We start from the raw sequence: 14,015 nt of genomic DNA on the forward strand, positions 1-14,015 counted from the left end.
AAAATGTACATCCGACGCAGCAGTGCGCCTGGAATGCCTTCGCGAGCAAGCTCGCTCCTACAAGGATTTCGGCAATCAACCCGGATCACGGAAGCCCGGGTGAAAGTCTTTGGGCACCGCCACACTGACCTTGCTGTTGGTGGCGATATCTATCCCCTCGCTGGCCACCTCGGCCAGGAAGTCGATCTGCTCCGGGGTAATCACATACGGCGGCAGGAAATACACCACGCTGCCCAACGGCCGCAACAGCGCACCGCGTTCCAGTGCGTGTTCGAATACCTTCAGGCCACGGCGTTCCTGCCATGGGTAGGCGGCCTTGGTGGCTTTGTCCTGCACCATCTCGATGGCCAGCACCATGCCGGTCTGGCGCACTTCGGACACGTGAGGATGGTCCACCAAGTGCGCGGTGGCGGTCGCCATGCGCTGGGCCAGGGCCTTGTTGTTTTCGATGACGTTGTCTTCTTCAAAGATATCCAGCGTCGCCAACGCCGCCGCACAGGCCAGCGGGTTGCCGGTATAGCTGTGGGAGTGCAGGAAGGCACGCAGGGTCGGGTAGTCGTCGTAGAAGGCGCTGTAGACCTCTTCGGTGGTGACCACGGCTGCCAGCGGCAGGTAACCGCCGGTGAGCGCCTTGGACAGGCACAGGAAGTCCGGGCGGATGCCGGCCTGTTCACAGGCGAACATGCTGCCGGTGCGGCCAAAGCCCACGGCGATCTCGTCGTGGATCAAGTGCACGCCATAGCGGTCGCAGGCTTCGCGCAGCAGCTTGAGGTACACGGGGTGGTACATGCGCATGCCACCGGCACCCTGGATCAGCGGCTCGACGATCACGGCAGCGACGGTGTCGTGATGCTCGGCCAGGGTCTGCTCCATCGCCAGGAACATGTTGCGCGAGTGTTCTTCCCAGCTCATGCCTTCGGGGCGCAGGTAGCAGTCCGGGCTCGGCACCTTGATAGTGTCGAGCAGCAACGCCTTGTAGGTCTCGGTAAACAGCGGCACGTCGCCCACCGACATCGCGGCGATGGTTTCGCCGTGGTAGCTGTTGGTGAGGGTGACGAAGCGCTTTTTGTTCGGCTGGCCGCGGTTGAGCCAGTAGTGGAAGCTCATCTTCAGCGCCACTTCGATGCAGGACGAACCGTTATCGGCGTAGAAGCAGCGGGTCAGCCCTTCGGGCGTCATCGCGACCAGGCGTTCGGACAGCTCGATCACCGGTTGATGGCTGAAACCGGCGAGGATCACGTGCTCCAGCTGATCGACCTGATCCTTGATACGCTGGTTGATCCGTGGGTTGGCGTGGCCGAATACGTTGACCCACCAGGAACTGACGGCATCGAGGTAGCGCTTGCCTTCGAAGTCTTCCAGCCATACGCCTTCACCGCGCTTGATGGGCACCAGGGGCAATTGCTGGTGGTCTTTCATCTGGGTGCAGGGATGCCACAGCACCGCGAGGTCGCGTTGCATCCACTGGTTATTCAAGCCCATCGGTGATCTCCTCGAAGCGGTCCTGCGGCGGGCGCAGGCGAAACAATCGCGCAAGCCTATGCAATGGTGGCTTGGGTCACAAGCCATTGTGGGGAAATTCGCGGTAAATGCAGGACGGTCTGTCACGTTTCCCAGGGATAGTCTTAATCCCTTGTTAATTTATGATGCCTAGCCTCGTTATCGTATTTTTCGATATTTCAAAGCAAAATTTTCCGCTTTAATTCGATAGGTAAAGCGCTAGTCTTGGGCACAGTTCTTACGGGATTAAGTACATGCAGCTACGTAATTCGCCGGCCCGCTATGGTTGGGTCAGCATGGTTCTGCACTGGGGTGTAGCCCTGGTGGTGTTCGGTTTATTTGCCTTGGGCTTGTGGATGGTCGGACTCGATTACTACAGCGCCTGGCGCAAAGATGCGCCCGACTTACACAAGAGCATTGGCATCACGCTGTTCGCCATCATGCTGGTACGGATCGTCTGGCGCCTGGTCAGCCCGCCGCCGCCACCGCTGGCCAGCTATAGCCGCATGACGCGGATCGGTGCCGCATTTGGGCACGCATTTCTTTATGTTGGGCTGTTTGCCGTGATGATTGCCGGTTACCTGATTTCCACCGCAGACGGTGTCGGTATCCCGGTGTTTGGCCTGTTTGAAATTCCTGCCGTGGTTTCCGGTCTACCGGACCAGGCAGATACCGCCGGTTGGGTGCACCTGTACCTCGCCTGGGTGTTGGTGGTCTTCGCTGGCTTGCACGGCGTGGCGGCACTGAAACACCATTTTATCGATCGTGATGCGACCCTTGCGCGAATGCTGGGACGCAAAGCCTGATGTTCAACCTCGACTCACAAGGAATAGAAAGCATGTTGAAAAAAACACTCGCTGCGCTGGCAATCGGTTCTGCCCTGCTGTCCGCAGGTTCGGCGATGGCCGCTGACTACGTGATCGACAAGGAAGGCCAGCACGCCTTCGTCGATTTCAAAATCAGCCACCTGGGTTACAGCTACATCACCGGTACCTTCAAGGACCTGGATGGCAAGTTCAGCTTTGACGCCGCCAAGCCCGAAGACGCCAAGATTGAAGTCAACGTGCGTACTGCCAGCGTGTTCTCCAACCACGCCGAGCGCGACAAGCACGTCAACAGCAAGGACTTCCTGGAGTCGGGCAAATTCCCTGATGCCAAGTTCGTTTCCACCAGCGTCAAGCCAACTGGCAAAAATGCTGATGGCAAGCTGACTGCTGATGTGACCGGGGACCTGACCTTCCACGGCGTGACCAAGCCGATCCTGGTCAAAGCCACGTTCCTGGGCGAAGGCAAGGATCCATGGGGCGGCTACCGTGCCGGCTTCGAAGGCACCACCAACATCAGCCGCAAGGAATTCAACAAAGACGGCATGGACGTAGGTCCACAGTCTGACAACGTGCAGTTGTACATCACGTTTGAAGGTGTGAAAGCGAAGTAATGCTTCGTATGTAGGAGCGAGCTTGCTCGCGAAGGCCGCAAGGACACCGCGTTAAACCAGGATGCCCGCGTTATCGTTGACGACCTTTGCGAGCTAGCTCCTACAGGCAAAAAAAACCCGTATCTCACGATACGGGTTTTTTTTATGCTTCGCGGTTGCGAGTCAGCAGCGCTGGTTTCTCACCACGAGGGCGGCCTGGCAGTTGATCCAACTGCTCAGGTGTCGGGAAGCGATCCGCTTTCGACTCCTTGTGGATGATCTTCGGCGCCGGGCCACCCCGTGGGTTTTGTACTGCAGGCTCGGACGAGCGAGGCTGATCGTCACGGGCAGGGCGGCGGTTGTTGCTGCGTGAATCTTCGCGACGGGCCTGGCCGTCACGCGGTGCGCCATTGCGCGGGCCGCTGCGCTTGGCAGGCGGGGTACCGGTGGTGCCGCCGCTGCTGTTGCGCGGGGCGTTCTGGCGACCGCCCTGTGGCTGGCCGCTACGTGGAGCGCCTGTGCCCTGGGCAGGAGCCCCTGGACGACGGCCACGGCCCTGGGCCGGTTTGGCCTGGGGCACGTAGTCGACGCGGTTACCGAAGTTATCGATATCGTCGTCAAGGAACTCGTCCGGGGCGCGGTCGGCCGCGGCGCGTGGCGGCTGGCTCGGCTGGCGCTGTTCGCGGGCCGGGGTGCCTTCACGGGGCTTCTGCTCACGGGCCGGGCGTTCGCCACGGCTGCTGGTCGCGGATTTTTCCTTGCCCTTGTCCTTGCCTTTGTCGCGACGACCACCGCCACCACCGCCGCCGTTCGGGCCATCGCCCTTCGGACCCCGTGGGTTGCGAGGGTTGCGCACATCCGGACGCTCGCGCGCTTCTGGCTTCTCGGCCTCCACGGCGCTGGCATCGAAGCCCATCAGGTCGCCATCGGCGATTTTCTGCTTGGTCATGCGCTCGATGCTTTTCAGCAGTTTTTCTTCGTCCGGCGCGACCAGCGAAATGGCCTCGCCCGAACGACCGGCACGGCCCGTACGGCCGATACGGTGCACATAGTCTTCATCGACGTTTGGCAGCTCGAAGTTGACCACGTGTGGTAACTGGTCGATATCCAGGCCGCGTGCGGCGATATCGGTGGCCACCAGGATACGCACGCTGCCGGCCTTGAAGTCGGCCAGGGCTTTGGTGCGCGCGTTCTGGCTCTTGTTGCCGTGGATGGCGACGGCGGTGAGGCCGTGCTTGTCCAGGTACTCGGCCAGGCGGTTGGCGCCGTGCTTGGTGCGGGTGAATACCAGCACCTGTTCCCAGGCACCCTGGGTGATCAGGTGCGCTAGCAGCGAGCGCTTGTGGCTGGCGGCAAGGCGGAACACGCGTTGCTCGATACGCTCGACCGTGGTGTTGGGCGGCGTGACTTCGATGCGCTCCGGGTTGTGCAGCAGCTTGCCGGCCAGGGCGGTGATGTCGTTGGAGAACGTTGCCGAGAACAGCAGGTTCTGACGTTTGGCCGGCAGGCGGGCGAGGACCTTTTTCACGTCATGGACAAAGCCCATGTCGAGCATGCGGTCTGCTTCGTCCAGCACGAGGATTTCCACGTGGGACAAATCGACGCTGCCTTGGCCGCACAGGTCGAGCAAGCGACCCGGGCAGGCCACCAGTACATCGACGCCACGGGACATGGCCTGAACCTGAGGGTTCATGCCGACGCCGCCGAAGATGCAGGCGCTGACGAACTTCAGGTCGCGGGCATACAGCTTGAAGCTGTCGTGCACTTGAGCGGCGAGTTCGCGGGTTGGGGTCAGGACCAGTACACGCGGTTGGCGCGGGCCGTGACGTTGGGATTTGTCCGGGTGACCGTTGGGAAACAACCGCTCCAGGATCGGGAGGGCGAAACCGCCGGTTTTACCAGTACCTGTCTGAGCCGCGACCATCAGGTCGCGACCTTGCAACACGGCGGGAATGGCCCGCTGTTGCACCGGAGTAGGCTCGGTATAGCCCGCTGCCTCGATGGCGCGGACTAAAGCCTCGGAGAGACCGAGGGAAGCAAAGGACATGAGTAATCCTGTTTTAGTTAGGGCTTGGCCCAAAGGGATAATCTTGCCGGGCGTGAATGGCGCTTAGGGGAGCGCAACCCCGTCCGGTCCTGCTGCGTCTGGCGGGCACTCCACCGGCTCGCGCGGGCTGCAAAGCTGCGCAGTAGCTGGGTTGGGTGCCGTTTTCAAGACCCGAGCGGCCGGGCGTAAGCCTGGCGGAAAGGCCGCAGTATAACAGAGCAATCACTGCGCGCTGCTTTCCTGCTGCTCAACGGCGTGTTCGGGGGCTGGTATGGGTGCCGTTTGCTCGTGCATCCGGCCATATTTGGCGCTCAATGTGGCATAGGCGGGCTCTTGCTTGAAGCGCTTGAGCTCGGCGGCAAAGCGTTGCACCAGCAGGTCCATGCCTGCGCCACGGCGTACCGCAAGAAATTGCTGCTGGCGGCTGACCACCACCGATGCCTGGCTGACTTTACCTTCCAGGCCCAGGGCCTTGAGCACGTGGTGCCCCACGCGCCGGTCAGTCACCACCATATCGACGCGCCCCAGCATGAGTTTGCCAAAGTTGGCTTCATGGCTGGGGGCGGGTTCGCGCTGGAAGGTGTTGGACTTACTGAACGCGTCGCCATAAAGGTAGCCAGGGGAAACGCCAACGGTCAGGCCGCGCAGGTCGTCGAGCGTGGCGGCGGGGTGAGGGCGTTCGTTGGCATAGAACAAGACAAATTCGACTTCCGACAACGGCTCGCTGGGATAGAGCAGCAACGCGTCGCGCTCCTGGCTGTGAAAGATATCCAGCGCGCCGTCGGCGTGGCCCTGCTCGAGCATCGCCAAGCAGCGCTTCCAGGGCAGGAACTGCCATTGCACCTCCACCCCCAGGCGCTGGAACACGATCAGGGTGGTTTCATAATCCAGGCCGGCCATGGTGCCGTTGTCTTCGTAGACATAGGGCGCCCAGGGTTCGGTGACAATGCGCAGTTTCTCGCCATGAGCGGCCAGGCTCAGGCAAGAAAACAGCACAGCGGTCAACAGCTTGAAGAGGACGGGCATACCCTGAGGTTACGACGCTCCCCGAAGAAAGAGAAGCTCTGGCACGCGCATTGGCGGGCGGTCTTACTTCGCGGGAGCGTTCAGCAGGTGTTCGTGGATCGCGGCCCGGCGCTCACCCAGAATCAAACGCACCACGGGGTTGGCGAACCAGTGTTCCAACTGGTGGGCATCAATCGGGCGCTTCTGGCGTTCTTCCTGGTTTTGTCGGGCCTTGTCCCACCAAACCGGGCCGCACGCCTGGTCGAACTCGTTTTCGTGTTCGTAGCAGCCGTAGAGAATCTCGCGGATGAACTGTTGCTGATGCTTGGGCAGCAGCAGGGTGATCAGCTTGTACATCAAACGCTGCAAACGCGGCGGGCGCGGCAGGTGCGAGGAGACTTGGCGCGTATCGGCCAGGGCTTGCACACTGGTGGGCGCGCTGGCGTGCTTGGCGATCCACGCCTTGACCTTGGCCCGGAACAGCTGTTTGCGGCTCCAGTAGTGGTGGATCAGGTCCGGGCACTCGCGCACCTTGAGGGTACGGTAGGCGGCGATGGACAGGCAGAACTCTTCCAGGGTGTAGGCGCCCTGGGCGTGGGGGAACAGTTCATCCATCAACTCGATGGAGTGGTCGAGGATGTGCGCATCCTGTTGGGTCAGGCCCATGACGCCGGAGTTGAGGGTCATCATGTCATCGTCGGCCACGCCCATGTCCAGCAGGCGCTGGCGCAGGGCGGTGTAGAGGATGCTTTCGTGATTGTCGCCGTACTTGGTGTAGAAAGCGTTGCACAGCAGGGTGCCGGGCTGTACGCGTTCGAACAGGGCCATGGGCGAATGATGGAAGAAGGTGTCGGTGTCGATGAGCAATGCTACCGGGGATTCTTGCAGCACCTGGCGCAGCACCACGTGTTTGGTGCGAAAGTGATAGCCGTGGGGCTCGCTCCAGCGTTTGCGGGTGGCCTCGTCCAGCGGGCGGACGCGCACCGGCAGCAAGCGATAGGGTTCGGGGTTGTCGCTGAATACCTGAATGTCGATGTTCGCGTCCGGCGTGTCCTGCAGGAATGCCAGTGCGCTGGCGATGCTGAATACGGCTTCCTGATGGTAGGTGTCGGCGCCGAAGACCAGGTAGACCAGTTGCGGGCGGGACGTCGAGGGCACTGTATTCATGGACTGCGGGGTTCCGTGGGTAACGTAAAACGACAAAGGCCCTCGTCAGAACGAGGGCCTTGGTACAACCGGTCAAGCGTTAACGTGGCAGCTTGAGGTTGTTCCAGATGGCAAGGCTGGGTTCAGCCTGGTTCAGGGTATAGAAATGCAACCCTGGTGCACCACCTTGCAACAATTGCTCACACATCTCGGTGATGACCTGCTCGCCGAACGCCTGGATGCTTTTGACGTCATCGCCATAGGCTTCCAGTTGCTTGCGCACCCAGCGCGGGATCTCGGCACCGCAGGCGTCGGAGAAGCGCGCCAGCTTGCTGTAATTGGTGATCGGCATGATGCCCGGCACGATCGGGATGTTCACGCCCATCGCCCGTACACGCTCGACGAAGTAGAAGTAGCTGTCGGCGTTGAAGAAATACTGGGTGATCGCACTGTCGGCGCCGGCATTGGCCTTGCGCACGAAGTTCTGCAAATCGTCTTCGAAATTGCGCGCCTGGGGGTGCATCTCCGGATAAGCGGCTACTTCGACATGGAAGTGATCGCCACTTTCTTCGCGGATGAAGCTCACCAGATCGTTGGCGTAGCGCAGCTCACCGCTGGCCATGCCCATACCCGATGGCAGGTCGCCACGCAGGGCAACGATGCGCTTGATGCCGGCGGCTTTGTATTGGGTCAGCAGGCTACGCAGGTCGGCCTTGCTGTCGCCCACGCAGGACAAATGCGGAGCGGCGGGAACTTTGACTTCACTTTCAAGCTGCAACACGGTGTTGATCGTGCGATCACGGGTCGAACCGCCAGCGCCGTAGGTGCAGGAGAAGAAGTCAGGGCTGAAGCTGGCCAACTGCTTGGCAGTTGCCATCAGTTTTTCATGCCCAGCATCGGTCTTGGTCGGGAAGAACTCGAAGCTGTAGCGACGGTCTTGGGACATGGTAATACCCTTGGAAACTCGAAAGCCTGGAAGGCATACGCAATCGATGCGGGTGCCTGGCTTTCTGTGGGAGCTGGCTTGCCTGCGATAGCATCCGCTCGGTGTTACTAGAACACCGAGGCGTCTGCATCGCGGGCAAGCCCGGCTCCCACAGAAGAGCCGGCGCCAGCAAGGCCGATCAGTAGCGGTAAGCGTGCGGCTTGAACGGGCCTTCAACCGTCACGCCGATGTAGTCGGCCTGGGTCTTGGTCAGTTGAGTCACCACGCCGCCGAAGCCGCGGACCATTTCCAGGGCCACTTCTTCGTCGAGTTTCTTCGGCAGTACTTCCACAGTCAGGCGCTCGGCTTTCTGGGCTGGCGACAGGTCGGCGTACTTCTGTTCGAACAGGAAGATCTGCGCCAGCACCTGGTTGGCGAACGAGCCATCCATGATGCGGCTTGGGTGACCAGTGGCGTTGCCCAGGTTCACCAGGCGGCCTTCGGCCAGCAGGATCAGGTAGTCATCGTTCTGTGGGTCGAAATCACCAGCGCCGGTACGGTGAACCTTGTGTACCTGCGGCTTCACTTCTTCCCATGCCCAGTTCTTGCGCATGAAAGCGGTGTCGATCTCGTTGTCGAAGTGACCGATGTTGCAGACAACGGCGCGCTTCTTCAGGGCTTTGAGCATGTTCGCATCGCACACATTCACGTTACCGGTGGTGGTGACGATCAGGTCGATCTTGCCCAGCAGGGCTTTGTCGATGCTGGCTTCGGTGCCGTCGTTCTGGCCGTTGATGAACGGCGAAACCACTTCGAAACCGTCCATGCAGGCTTGCATGGCGCAGATCGGGTCGACTTCGGAGACCTTGACGATCATGCCTTCCTGACGCAGGGACTGGGACGAGCCCTTGCCCACGTCACCGTAGCCGATCACCAGGGCTTGCTTGCCCGACAGCAGGTGGTCGGTGCCGCGCTTGATCGCATCGTTCAGGCTGTGACGGCAGCCGTACTTGTTGTCGTTCTTGCTCTTGGTCACCGAGTCGTTGACGTTGATGGCCGGGATTTTCAGCTCGCCCTTGGCCAGCATGTCCAGCAGGCGGTGTACGCCGGTGGTGGTCTCTTCGGTCACGCCGTGGACGCGGTCGAGGATCTGCGGGTATTTCTTGTGCAGCAACTCGGTGAGGTCGCCGCCGTCGTCAAGGATCATGTTGGCATCCCAAGGCGCGCCATCTTTGAGGATGGTTTGCTCCAGGCACCACTCGTACTCTTCTTCGGTCTCGCCTTTCCAGGCGAATACCGGGATACCGGCAGCAGCGATAGCGGCAGCGGCCTGGTCTTGAGTCGAGAAGATATTGCAGGACGACCAACGCACTTCGGCACCCAGGGCAACCAGGGTTTCGATCAGCACGGCAGTCTGGATGGTCATGTGGATGCAGCCGAGAATCTTGGCGCCCTTGAGCGGCTGCTCAGCGGCGTACTTGCGACGCAGGCCCATCAGGGCTGGCATTTCGGATTCGGCGATAAAGGTTTCGCGACGGCCCCAGGCAGCAAGAGACATGTCGGCGACTTTGTAGTCGTTGAAATCTGCAGGCGTCATTACAGCGCTCATAGAGAGCCTCCATTCGTAGTGTGCGAATGGGCGCCGTTGTGCGTTTAGTATCAGGCCAGGGCAACCAGGCCGGACAACGCCCCATCCGAGCCTGACAGGTTGAACCTGCTGCAGCGCCCCTCGGACAGGTGGCGGGAGAACGGTGGTGGCCGTTCTGAATCGGGGGCGATTATAACGGCCTATGACCGGCAAGTGGCAAGTGGCAAGCTACAAGCGGCAAGTTAAAGCGAATCGGCTTTTACTTGCAGCTTGTCGCTTGAAACTTGAAGCTGGGGGGTGAAATCTATCGTTCAAACACCTCGGAGCTCGTCCCCCCATGAACTTCCACACCCGCAAATGGGTAAAACCCGAAGACCTCAACCCCAACGGCACACTGTTCGGCGGCAGCCTGTTGCGCTGGATCGACGAAGAAGCGGCCATCTACGCCATTGTCCAACTCGGCAACCAGCGCGTGGTCACCAAGTACATCTCGGAAATCAACTTTGTCAGCGCCTCGCGCCAGGGCGACATCATCGAGCTGGGGATCACGGCCACCGAGTTTGGTCGTACCTCTATTACCCTGACCTGTGAAGTGCGTAACAAGATCACGCGCAAAAGCATCCTGACGGTAGAAAAAATGGTCTTCGTCAACCTTGGCGAAGACGGTTTGCCAGCGCCTCACGGCCGTACAGAGATCAAGTACGTCAAGGATCAGTTCCAGGAAGACGGCCTCAGCGAGTAATCCCGCGCAGGACCAGTGAACGCTCTTCCTCAACCATAGGTCGTACCTGAACATCGCCCCCCGTTCAGGTATCACCATGGCTACGCAAGAAGACGGCAAGACCCCCAACCTGTCCCAGGAAGAGCAGCAGGACGTCGACAAGAACCAGCCGCCCCGCGCAGCGGTATTGCACGAAATCATTCGTACCCAGGGCGACCAGGAGCTGGAGCGCAGTGTCGCCGCGTTGTGGTGGTCGGCATTGGCAGCCGGGCTGACCATGGGTTTGTCACTGATGGCCATGGGGCTGCTCAATTCACGCCTGCCTGAGGGCGAAGCCTTCAAGGTAATTGCCAGCTTCGGCTACTGCGCGGGCTTCCTCGCGGTGATCCTGGCACGCCAGCAACTGTTTACCGAAAACACCCTGACCGCCGTGCTACCGGTGATGAGCAAGCCAACCCTGGCGAATGCCGGGCGTCTGTTGCGGCTGTGGTCAGTGGTGCTGGTGGGCAACCTGTGTGGCACCTTGCTGGTGGCTTACGTGATGCTGCACCTGCCGATCTTCGATACCAAGACCGACCTGGCCTTCCTCGAGATCGGGCGCAAGGTCATGGAGAACGACCCCGCGCAGATGTTCGCCAAGGGCATTGTCTCCGGTTGGATGATCGCCACCATGGTCTGGATGATCCCGTCGATGGAGAGTGCCAAGCTGTGGATCATCATTCTGATCACCTACTTCATGGCTCTGGGTGACTTCACCCATATCGTCGTCGGTTCAGCCGAAGTGTCCTACCTGGTATTTGCCGGCGAGTTGCCATGGAAGGATTTCTGGCTGGTCTTCGCCGGGCCGACCCTGGCCGGCAACATCATCGGCGGCAGTTTCATCTTCGCGTTGATCAGCCATGCGCAGGTTCGCAGCGAAAGCAGCCTGCCAGGTAAAAAGGCTGCGGACCCGAGGCATCCGCAGCAGATCAACAAGGATCAGTGATGCTCAGGCGTGGCCTGGGGTTCGTCCCGGGTCACGTGCTTGACCAGCTTGCCGATGCTCAACCCCTGCAACAGGATCGAAGACAGCACCACGATGTAGGTGATGCTCAGCAACAAGTCACGCTCCGGGCCCAGAGGCAGGGCCAAGGCCAGTGCCACCGAAACCCCGCCGCGCAGGCCACCCCAGGTGAGGATGCGGATAGTGCCGCGTGGCACCGTGCGCCAACGGCGCAGCAACAGGATCGCCGGGGCCACGGTCAGCAGGCGCGAGAGCAGGATCGCCACTGCCAGCAGGCTGGCCGCGAACACGTGCAGCCAGTTGAATGGCAATAGCAGCAGCTCCATGCCGATCAGCGCAAACAGCAAGGCGTTGAGCATGTCATCGAGCAATTCCCAGAAGCCATCCAGGTAGCGGCGCGTCATGTCGTTCATCGCCAGTTTGCGCCCCAGGTTGCCGATGATCAGCCCCGCGACCACCATCGCAATCGGTGCGGACACATGCAGCTCCGAGGCCATGGCCGAGCCGCCGATCACCAGGGCGAGGGTCAGCATGACTTCGATCTGGTGCTGTTCGATGCTCTTGATCATCAGGTACACGAGATAGCCGATCAGCCCGCCAAACAGCACGCCGCCAATGGCTTCGTGGGCAAACAGCATGGCCGTGGCGCTCACGGTGGGCGTCTCACCCAACTGCGCGATACCCAGCAGCACGGTAAACACCACCACGGCGGTGCCGTCATTGAACAGCGACTCGCCGACGATGGTGGTTTTCAGCGGTTTGGAGGCATTGGCGGTCCGTAGCACGCCGAGCACCGCAATGGGATCGGTAGGGGATATCAGGGCACCGAACAGCAGGCAGTAAAGGAAACTCACGTGCCAGCCAAACAGGGCGAAGATGTAGTACGCCAGGCTGCCGATGACCACGGTGGCGATCAATACGCCAAAGGTTGCCAGCAGGCCGATGGGCCAGCGGTAGCTGCGCAAGTCGTTCAAGTTGACGTGCAAGGCGCCGGCGAACAGCAGGAACGACAGCATCCAGTTCATCAGCAAATCGCCGAAGTCGATCTGGCCGATCAACTGCTGGATACGTTCTTCCAGGCCTGGGTAGCCGAGCACGCTCAGGCCTTGCAGGATCAGCGAGAACAACAGTGCGGTGACCATCACGCCAATGGTGGGCGGCAGGCCGATAAAGCGGAAGTTCACATAAGTGAGCAGGGTGGTGAGGCAGATGAAGGCGGCGACAAGTTCAAGCATCCGGGGTCCTTGGAGCAGGGAAATATAGGCGCACGGGGTGCGTCGAATCGGTAGTTAGTATAAACAGGTGCTGTTACATGACGTATCAATTAAGGAGGTTCTGGTGGTAGCGACAGCCCTGGTGCTGGTAGCGGCGCTGTTGCATGCGACGTGGAACACCTTGATCAAGTTCAGCGGCGAGCGCCTTTTAGTCATTGCCTGCATGGACAGTGTGGCGCTGCTGTTCGTGGTATTCGCGGTGGGCTTCGTGTCCTTGCCGCCGCTGGACATCTGGCCGTGGATCATTGCTTCTGCGTTGTTTGAGTTGCTCTATCGCTATTTGTTGATCCAGGCCTATCGGGTGGGTGACCTGGGCCTGGTGTATCCGTTGATGCGCGGTTTGTCGCCGCTGGTGGTGCTGGTGCTGACCCTGGTGTTTGCCGGCGAAGTGTTGAGTAGCCAGCAGATTCTGGGGATTCTGCTGATTCCGTTCGGCATGGTGTGCCTGCTGTGGCAGGGCGGCGGCGGTGACCGGTTGCCCTGGTCGATGCTACCGGTGGTGGTGTTGATTGGTCTGTGCATCGGCTGCTACACCTTTCTGGACGGGCAGGCGCTGCGGCGCTGGTCGCATCCGCTGGATTACCTGGTGTGGCTGACCCTGATCAGCGCCTGGCCGTTTCCGTTGCTGGCGCTGGTGCGCGAGCGTGCAGCCTTCAGCCTGTTCTGGCGCACCCAGTGGCGGTTGGGCTTGAGCGTGGGGCTGTGCGTGTTGTTGAGCTACGCTTTGGTACTTTGGGCCATGCAGTTGGGCTCGATTGCCGAAGCCGCCGCGCTGCGCGAAGTCAGTGTGATTCTGGTGGTGCTGTTCGGTATGCGTTACTTGAAAGAACCTTTTGGCCGTCCACGGCTCATAGCCTGTGGGGTGGTGTTGATTGGCATGTTGGTGATGAAACTCTAACCGTCGGATAAAACTAAAAGGAATCGGTGATGACAGTCGCTTTATGGTGTGTATTGATCGCAATCTTTCTGCCGTACATTTGCACCGGTGTGGCCAAGTTCAGCACAGGCAAGTTCGGGCCACGGGATAACCACGACCCGCGTGCCTTCCTCGATAGCCTGGAAGGCGTCGCCAAGCGTGCTCATAGCGCGCAACTCAACAGTTTCGAAGTGACCCCGGCGTTTGCCGCTGCAGTCATCATTGCGCACCTGGCCGGCAACGCCGAACTGGTGACGATCAACGTGCTGGCAGTGCTGTTTATCACCAGCCGCCTGCTGTACATCATCTGCTACCTGGCGGACTGGGCGATCTTGCGTTCGCTGGTGTGGGCCGTGGGTATGGCGTTGATTGCGAGTTTCTTCTTCGTTTCGATGTAAGGGGTGTTGTAGGAGCGAGCTTGCTCGCGAAGAACGTCAACGATAACGCGTGCTTCCTGAGTAAGCGCGGCGCCT

13 protein-coding genes and 1 riboswitch are annotated in these 14,015 nt (G+C 60.4%); of the genes, 6 read left to right on the top strand and 7 right to left on the bottom strand.

The features are described 5' to 3' along the window. Nucleotides 1-75 precede the first annotated feature (75 nt). The gene (locus tag HU730_RS23550; RefSeq protein WP_034128920.1) at nucleotides 76-1,482 is read right to left on the bottom strand and encodes an adenosylmethionine--8-amino-7-oxononanoate transaminase; all 1,407 of its coding nucleotides are present in this window, start codon (nucleotides 1,480-1,482) and stop codon (nucleotides 76-78) included. 272 nt (nucleotides 1,483-1,754) lie between these two features. Between HU730_RS23550 and HU730_RS23555 the strand changes: the two genes are divergently transcribed. After that, nucleotides 1,755-2,306, top strand: coding sequence for a cytochrome b (locus tag HU730_RS23555; protein WP_014720299.1), 552 nt, complete (start codon nucleotides 1,755-1,757; stop codon nucleotides 2,304-2,306). A gap of 32 nt (nucleotides 2,307-2,338) precedes the next feature. Next, nucleotides 2,339-2,938 carry a YceI family protein gene (locus HU730_RS23560; RefSeq protein WP_014720298.1) on the top strand — a complete coding sequence of 200 codons (600 nt, stop codon included), beginning with the start codon at nucleotides 2,339-2,341 and terminating at the stop codon, nucleotides 2,936-2,938. Nucleotides 2,939-3,080: 142 nt separating this feature from the next. On the opposite strand, the gene HU730_RS23565 is transcribed toward HU730_RS23560, so the two are convergent. The 5 genes from HU730_RS23565 to ahcY form a co-directional block, all read right to left on the bottom strand. Further along, entirely contained in the window at nucleotides 3,081-4,964 is a 1,884-nt protein-coding gene (locus HU730_RS23565) for a DEAD/DEAH box helicase (protein ID WP_034128919.1), read from the bottom strand. A gap of 222 nt (nucleotides 4,965-5,186) precedes the next feature. Beyond that, nucleotides 5,187-5,990 carry a transporter substrate-binding domain-containing protein gene (locus HU730_RS23570; RefSeq protein WP_034128918.1) on the bottom strand — a complete coding sequence of 268 codons (804 nt, stop codon included), beginning with the start codon at nucleotides 5,988-5,990 and terminating at the stop codon, nucleotides 5,187-5,189. Between the two features lie 63 nt (nucleotides 5,991-6,053). Further along, the gene (locus HU730_RS23575) at nucleotides 6,054-7,136 is read right to left on the bottom strand and encodes a hypothetical protein (RefSeq protein ID WP_034128917.1); all 1,083 of its coding nucleotides are present in this window, start codon (nucleotides 7,134-7,136) and stop codon (nucleotides 6,054-6,056) included. A gap of 79 nt (nucleotides 7,137-7,215) precedes the next feature. Further along, the gene (gene metF, locus HU730_RS23580; RefSeq protein ID WP_034129073.1) at nucleotides 7,216-8,061 is read right to left on the bottom strand and encodes a methylenetetrahydrofolate reductase [NAD(P)H]; all 846 of its coding nucleotides are present in this window, start codon (nucleotides 8,059-8,061) and stop codon (nucleotides 7,216-7,218) included. A gap of 178 nt (nucleotides 8,062-8,239) precedes the next feature. Further along, nucleotides 8,240-9,649, bottom strand: a complete 1,410-nt coding sequence (gene ahcY, locus HU730_RS23585; protein ID WP_034128916.1) for an adenosylhomocysteinase — start codon at nucleotides 9,647-9,649, stop codon at nucleotides 8,240-8,242. 21 nt (nucleotides 9,650-9,670) lie between these two features. Continuing rightward, a riboswitch (S-adenosyl-L-homocysteine riboswitch) is annotated at nucleotides 9,671-9,777 on the bottom strand. A 188-nt stretch (nucleotides 9,778-9,965) separates the two neighbouring features. Here ahcY and HU730_RS23590 point away from each other — a divergent pair. Both HU730_RS23590 and HU730_RS23595 read left to right on the top strand, forming a co-directional pair. After that, nucleotides 9,966-10,370 (top strand): hotdog domain-containing protein, encoded by a 405-nt coding sequence (locus tag HU730_RS23590; protein ID WP_034128915.1) that lies wholly within the window; start codon nucleotides 9,966-9,968, stop codon nucleotides 10,368-10,370. Nucleotides 10,371-10,446: 76 nt separating this feature from the next. After that, the gene (locus HU730_RS23595) at nucleotides 10,447-11,334 is read left to right on the top strand and encodes a formate/nitrite transporter family protein (RefSeq protein WP_034128914.1); all 888 of its coding nucleotides are present in this window, start codon (nucleotides 10,447-10,449) and stop codon (nucleotides 11,332-11,334) included. Here the strand turns inward: HU730_RS23595 and HU730_RS23600 are convergent. After that, the gene (locus HU730_RS23600; protein ID WP_034128913.1) at nucleotides 11,328-12,587 is read right to left on the bottom strand and encodes a sodium:proton antiporter; all 1,260 of its coding nucleotides are present in this window, start codon (nucleotides 12,585-12,587) and stop codon (nucleotides 11,328-11,330) included. The genes HU730_RS23595 and HU730_RS23600 overlap by 7 nt on opposite strands. A gap of 103 nt (nucleotides 12,588-12,690) precedes the next feature. On the opposite strand from HU730_RS23600, the gene HU730_RS23605 reads away from it, so the two are divergent. Both HU730_RS23605 and HU730_RS23610 read left to right on the top strand, forming a co-directional pair. Next, the gene (locus tag HU730_RS23605) at nucleotides 12,691-13,524 is read left to right on the top strand and encodes an EamA family transporter (protein ID WP_034128912.1); all 834 of its coding nucleotides are present in this window, start codon (nucleotides 12,691-12,693) and stop codon (nucleotides 13,522-13,524) included. 29 nt (nucleotides 13,525-13,553) lie between these two features. Further along, nucleotides 13,554-13,940, top strand: coding sequence for an MAPEG family protein (locus HU730_RS23610; protein WP_034128911.1), 387 nt, complete (start codon nucleotides 13,554-13,556; stop codon nucleotides 13,938-13,940). The last annotated feature ends 75 nt before the right edge of the window (nucleotides 13,941-14,015 follow it).

This window comes from Pseudomonas sp. SWRI22 (assembly GCF_014268395.2).
Taxonomy (GTDB): domain Bacteria; phylum Pseudomonadota; class Gammaproteobacteria; order Pseudomonadales; family Pseudomonadaceae; genus Aquipseudomonas; species Aquipseudomonas paracarnis.

Bases quoted from the DNA above. Each gene is read 5' to 3' on its own strand.
- HU730_RS23550 (WP_034128920.1), bottom strand. From the start codon at position 1,482: ATGGGCTTGAATAACCAGTGGATGCAACGCGACCTCGCGGTGCTGTGG.
- HU730_RS23555 (WP_014720299.1), top strand. From the start codon at position 1,755: ATGCAGCTACGTAATTCGCCGGCCCGCTATGGTTGGGTCAGCATGGTT.
- HU730_RS23560 (WP_014720298.1), top strand. From the start codon at position 2,339: ATGTTGAAAAAAACACTCGCTGCGCTGGCAATCGGTTCTGCCCTGCTG.
- HU730_RS23565 (WP_034128919.1), bottom strand. From the start codon at position 4,964: ATGTCCTTTGCTTCCCTCGGTCTCTCCGAGGCTTTAGTCCGCGCCATC.
- HU730_RS23570 (WP_034128918.1), bottom strand. From the start codon at position 5,990: ATGCCCGTCCTCTTCAAGCTGTTGACCGCTGTGCTGTTTTCTTGCCTG.
- HU730_RS23575 (WP_034128917.1), bottom strand. From the start codon at position 7,136: ATGAATACAGTGCCCTCGACGTCCCGCCCGCAACTGGTCTACCTGGTC.
- metF (WP_034129073.1), bottom strand. From the start codon at position 8,061: ATGTCCCAAGACCGTCGCTACAGCTTCGAGTTCTTCCCGACCAAGACC.
- ahcY (WP_034128916.1), bottom strand. From the start codon at position 9,649: ATGAGCGCTGTAATGACGCCTGCAGATTTCAACGACTACAAAGTCGCC.
- HU730_RS23590 (WP_034128915.1), top strand. From the start codon at position 9,966: ATGAACTTCCACACCCGCAAATGGGTAAAACCCGAAGACCTCAACCCC.
- HU730_RS23595 (WP_034128914.1), top strand. From the start codon at position 10,447: ATGGCTACGCAAGAAGACGGCAAGACCCCCAACCTGTCCCAGGAAGAG.
- HU730_RS23600 (WP_034128913.1), bottom strand. From the start codon at position 12,587: ATGCTTGAACTTGTCGCCGCCTTCATCTGCCTCACCACCCTGCTCACT.
- HU730_RS23610 (WP_034128911.1), top strand. From the start codon at position 13,554: ATGACAGTCGCTTTATGGTGTGTATTGATCGCAATCTTTCTGCCGTAC.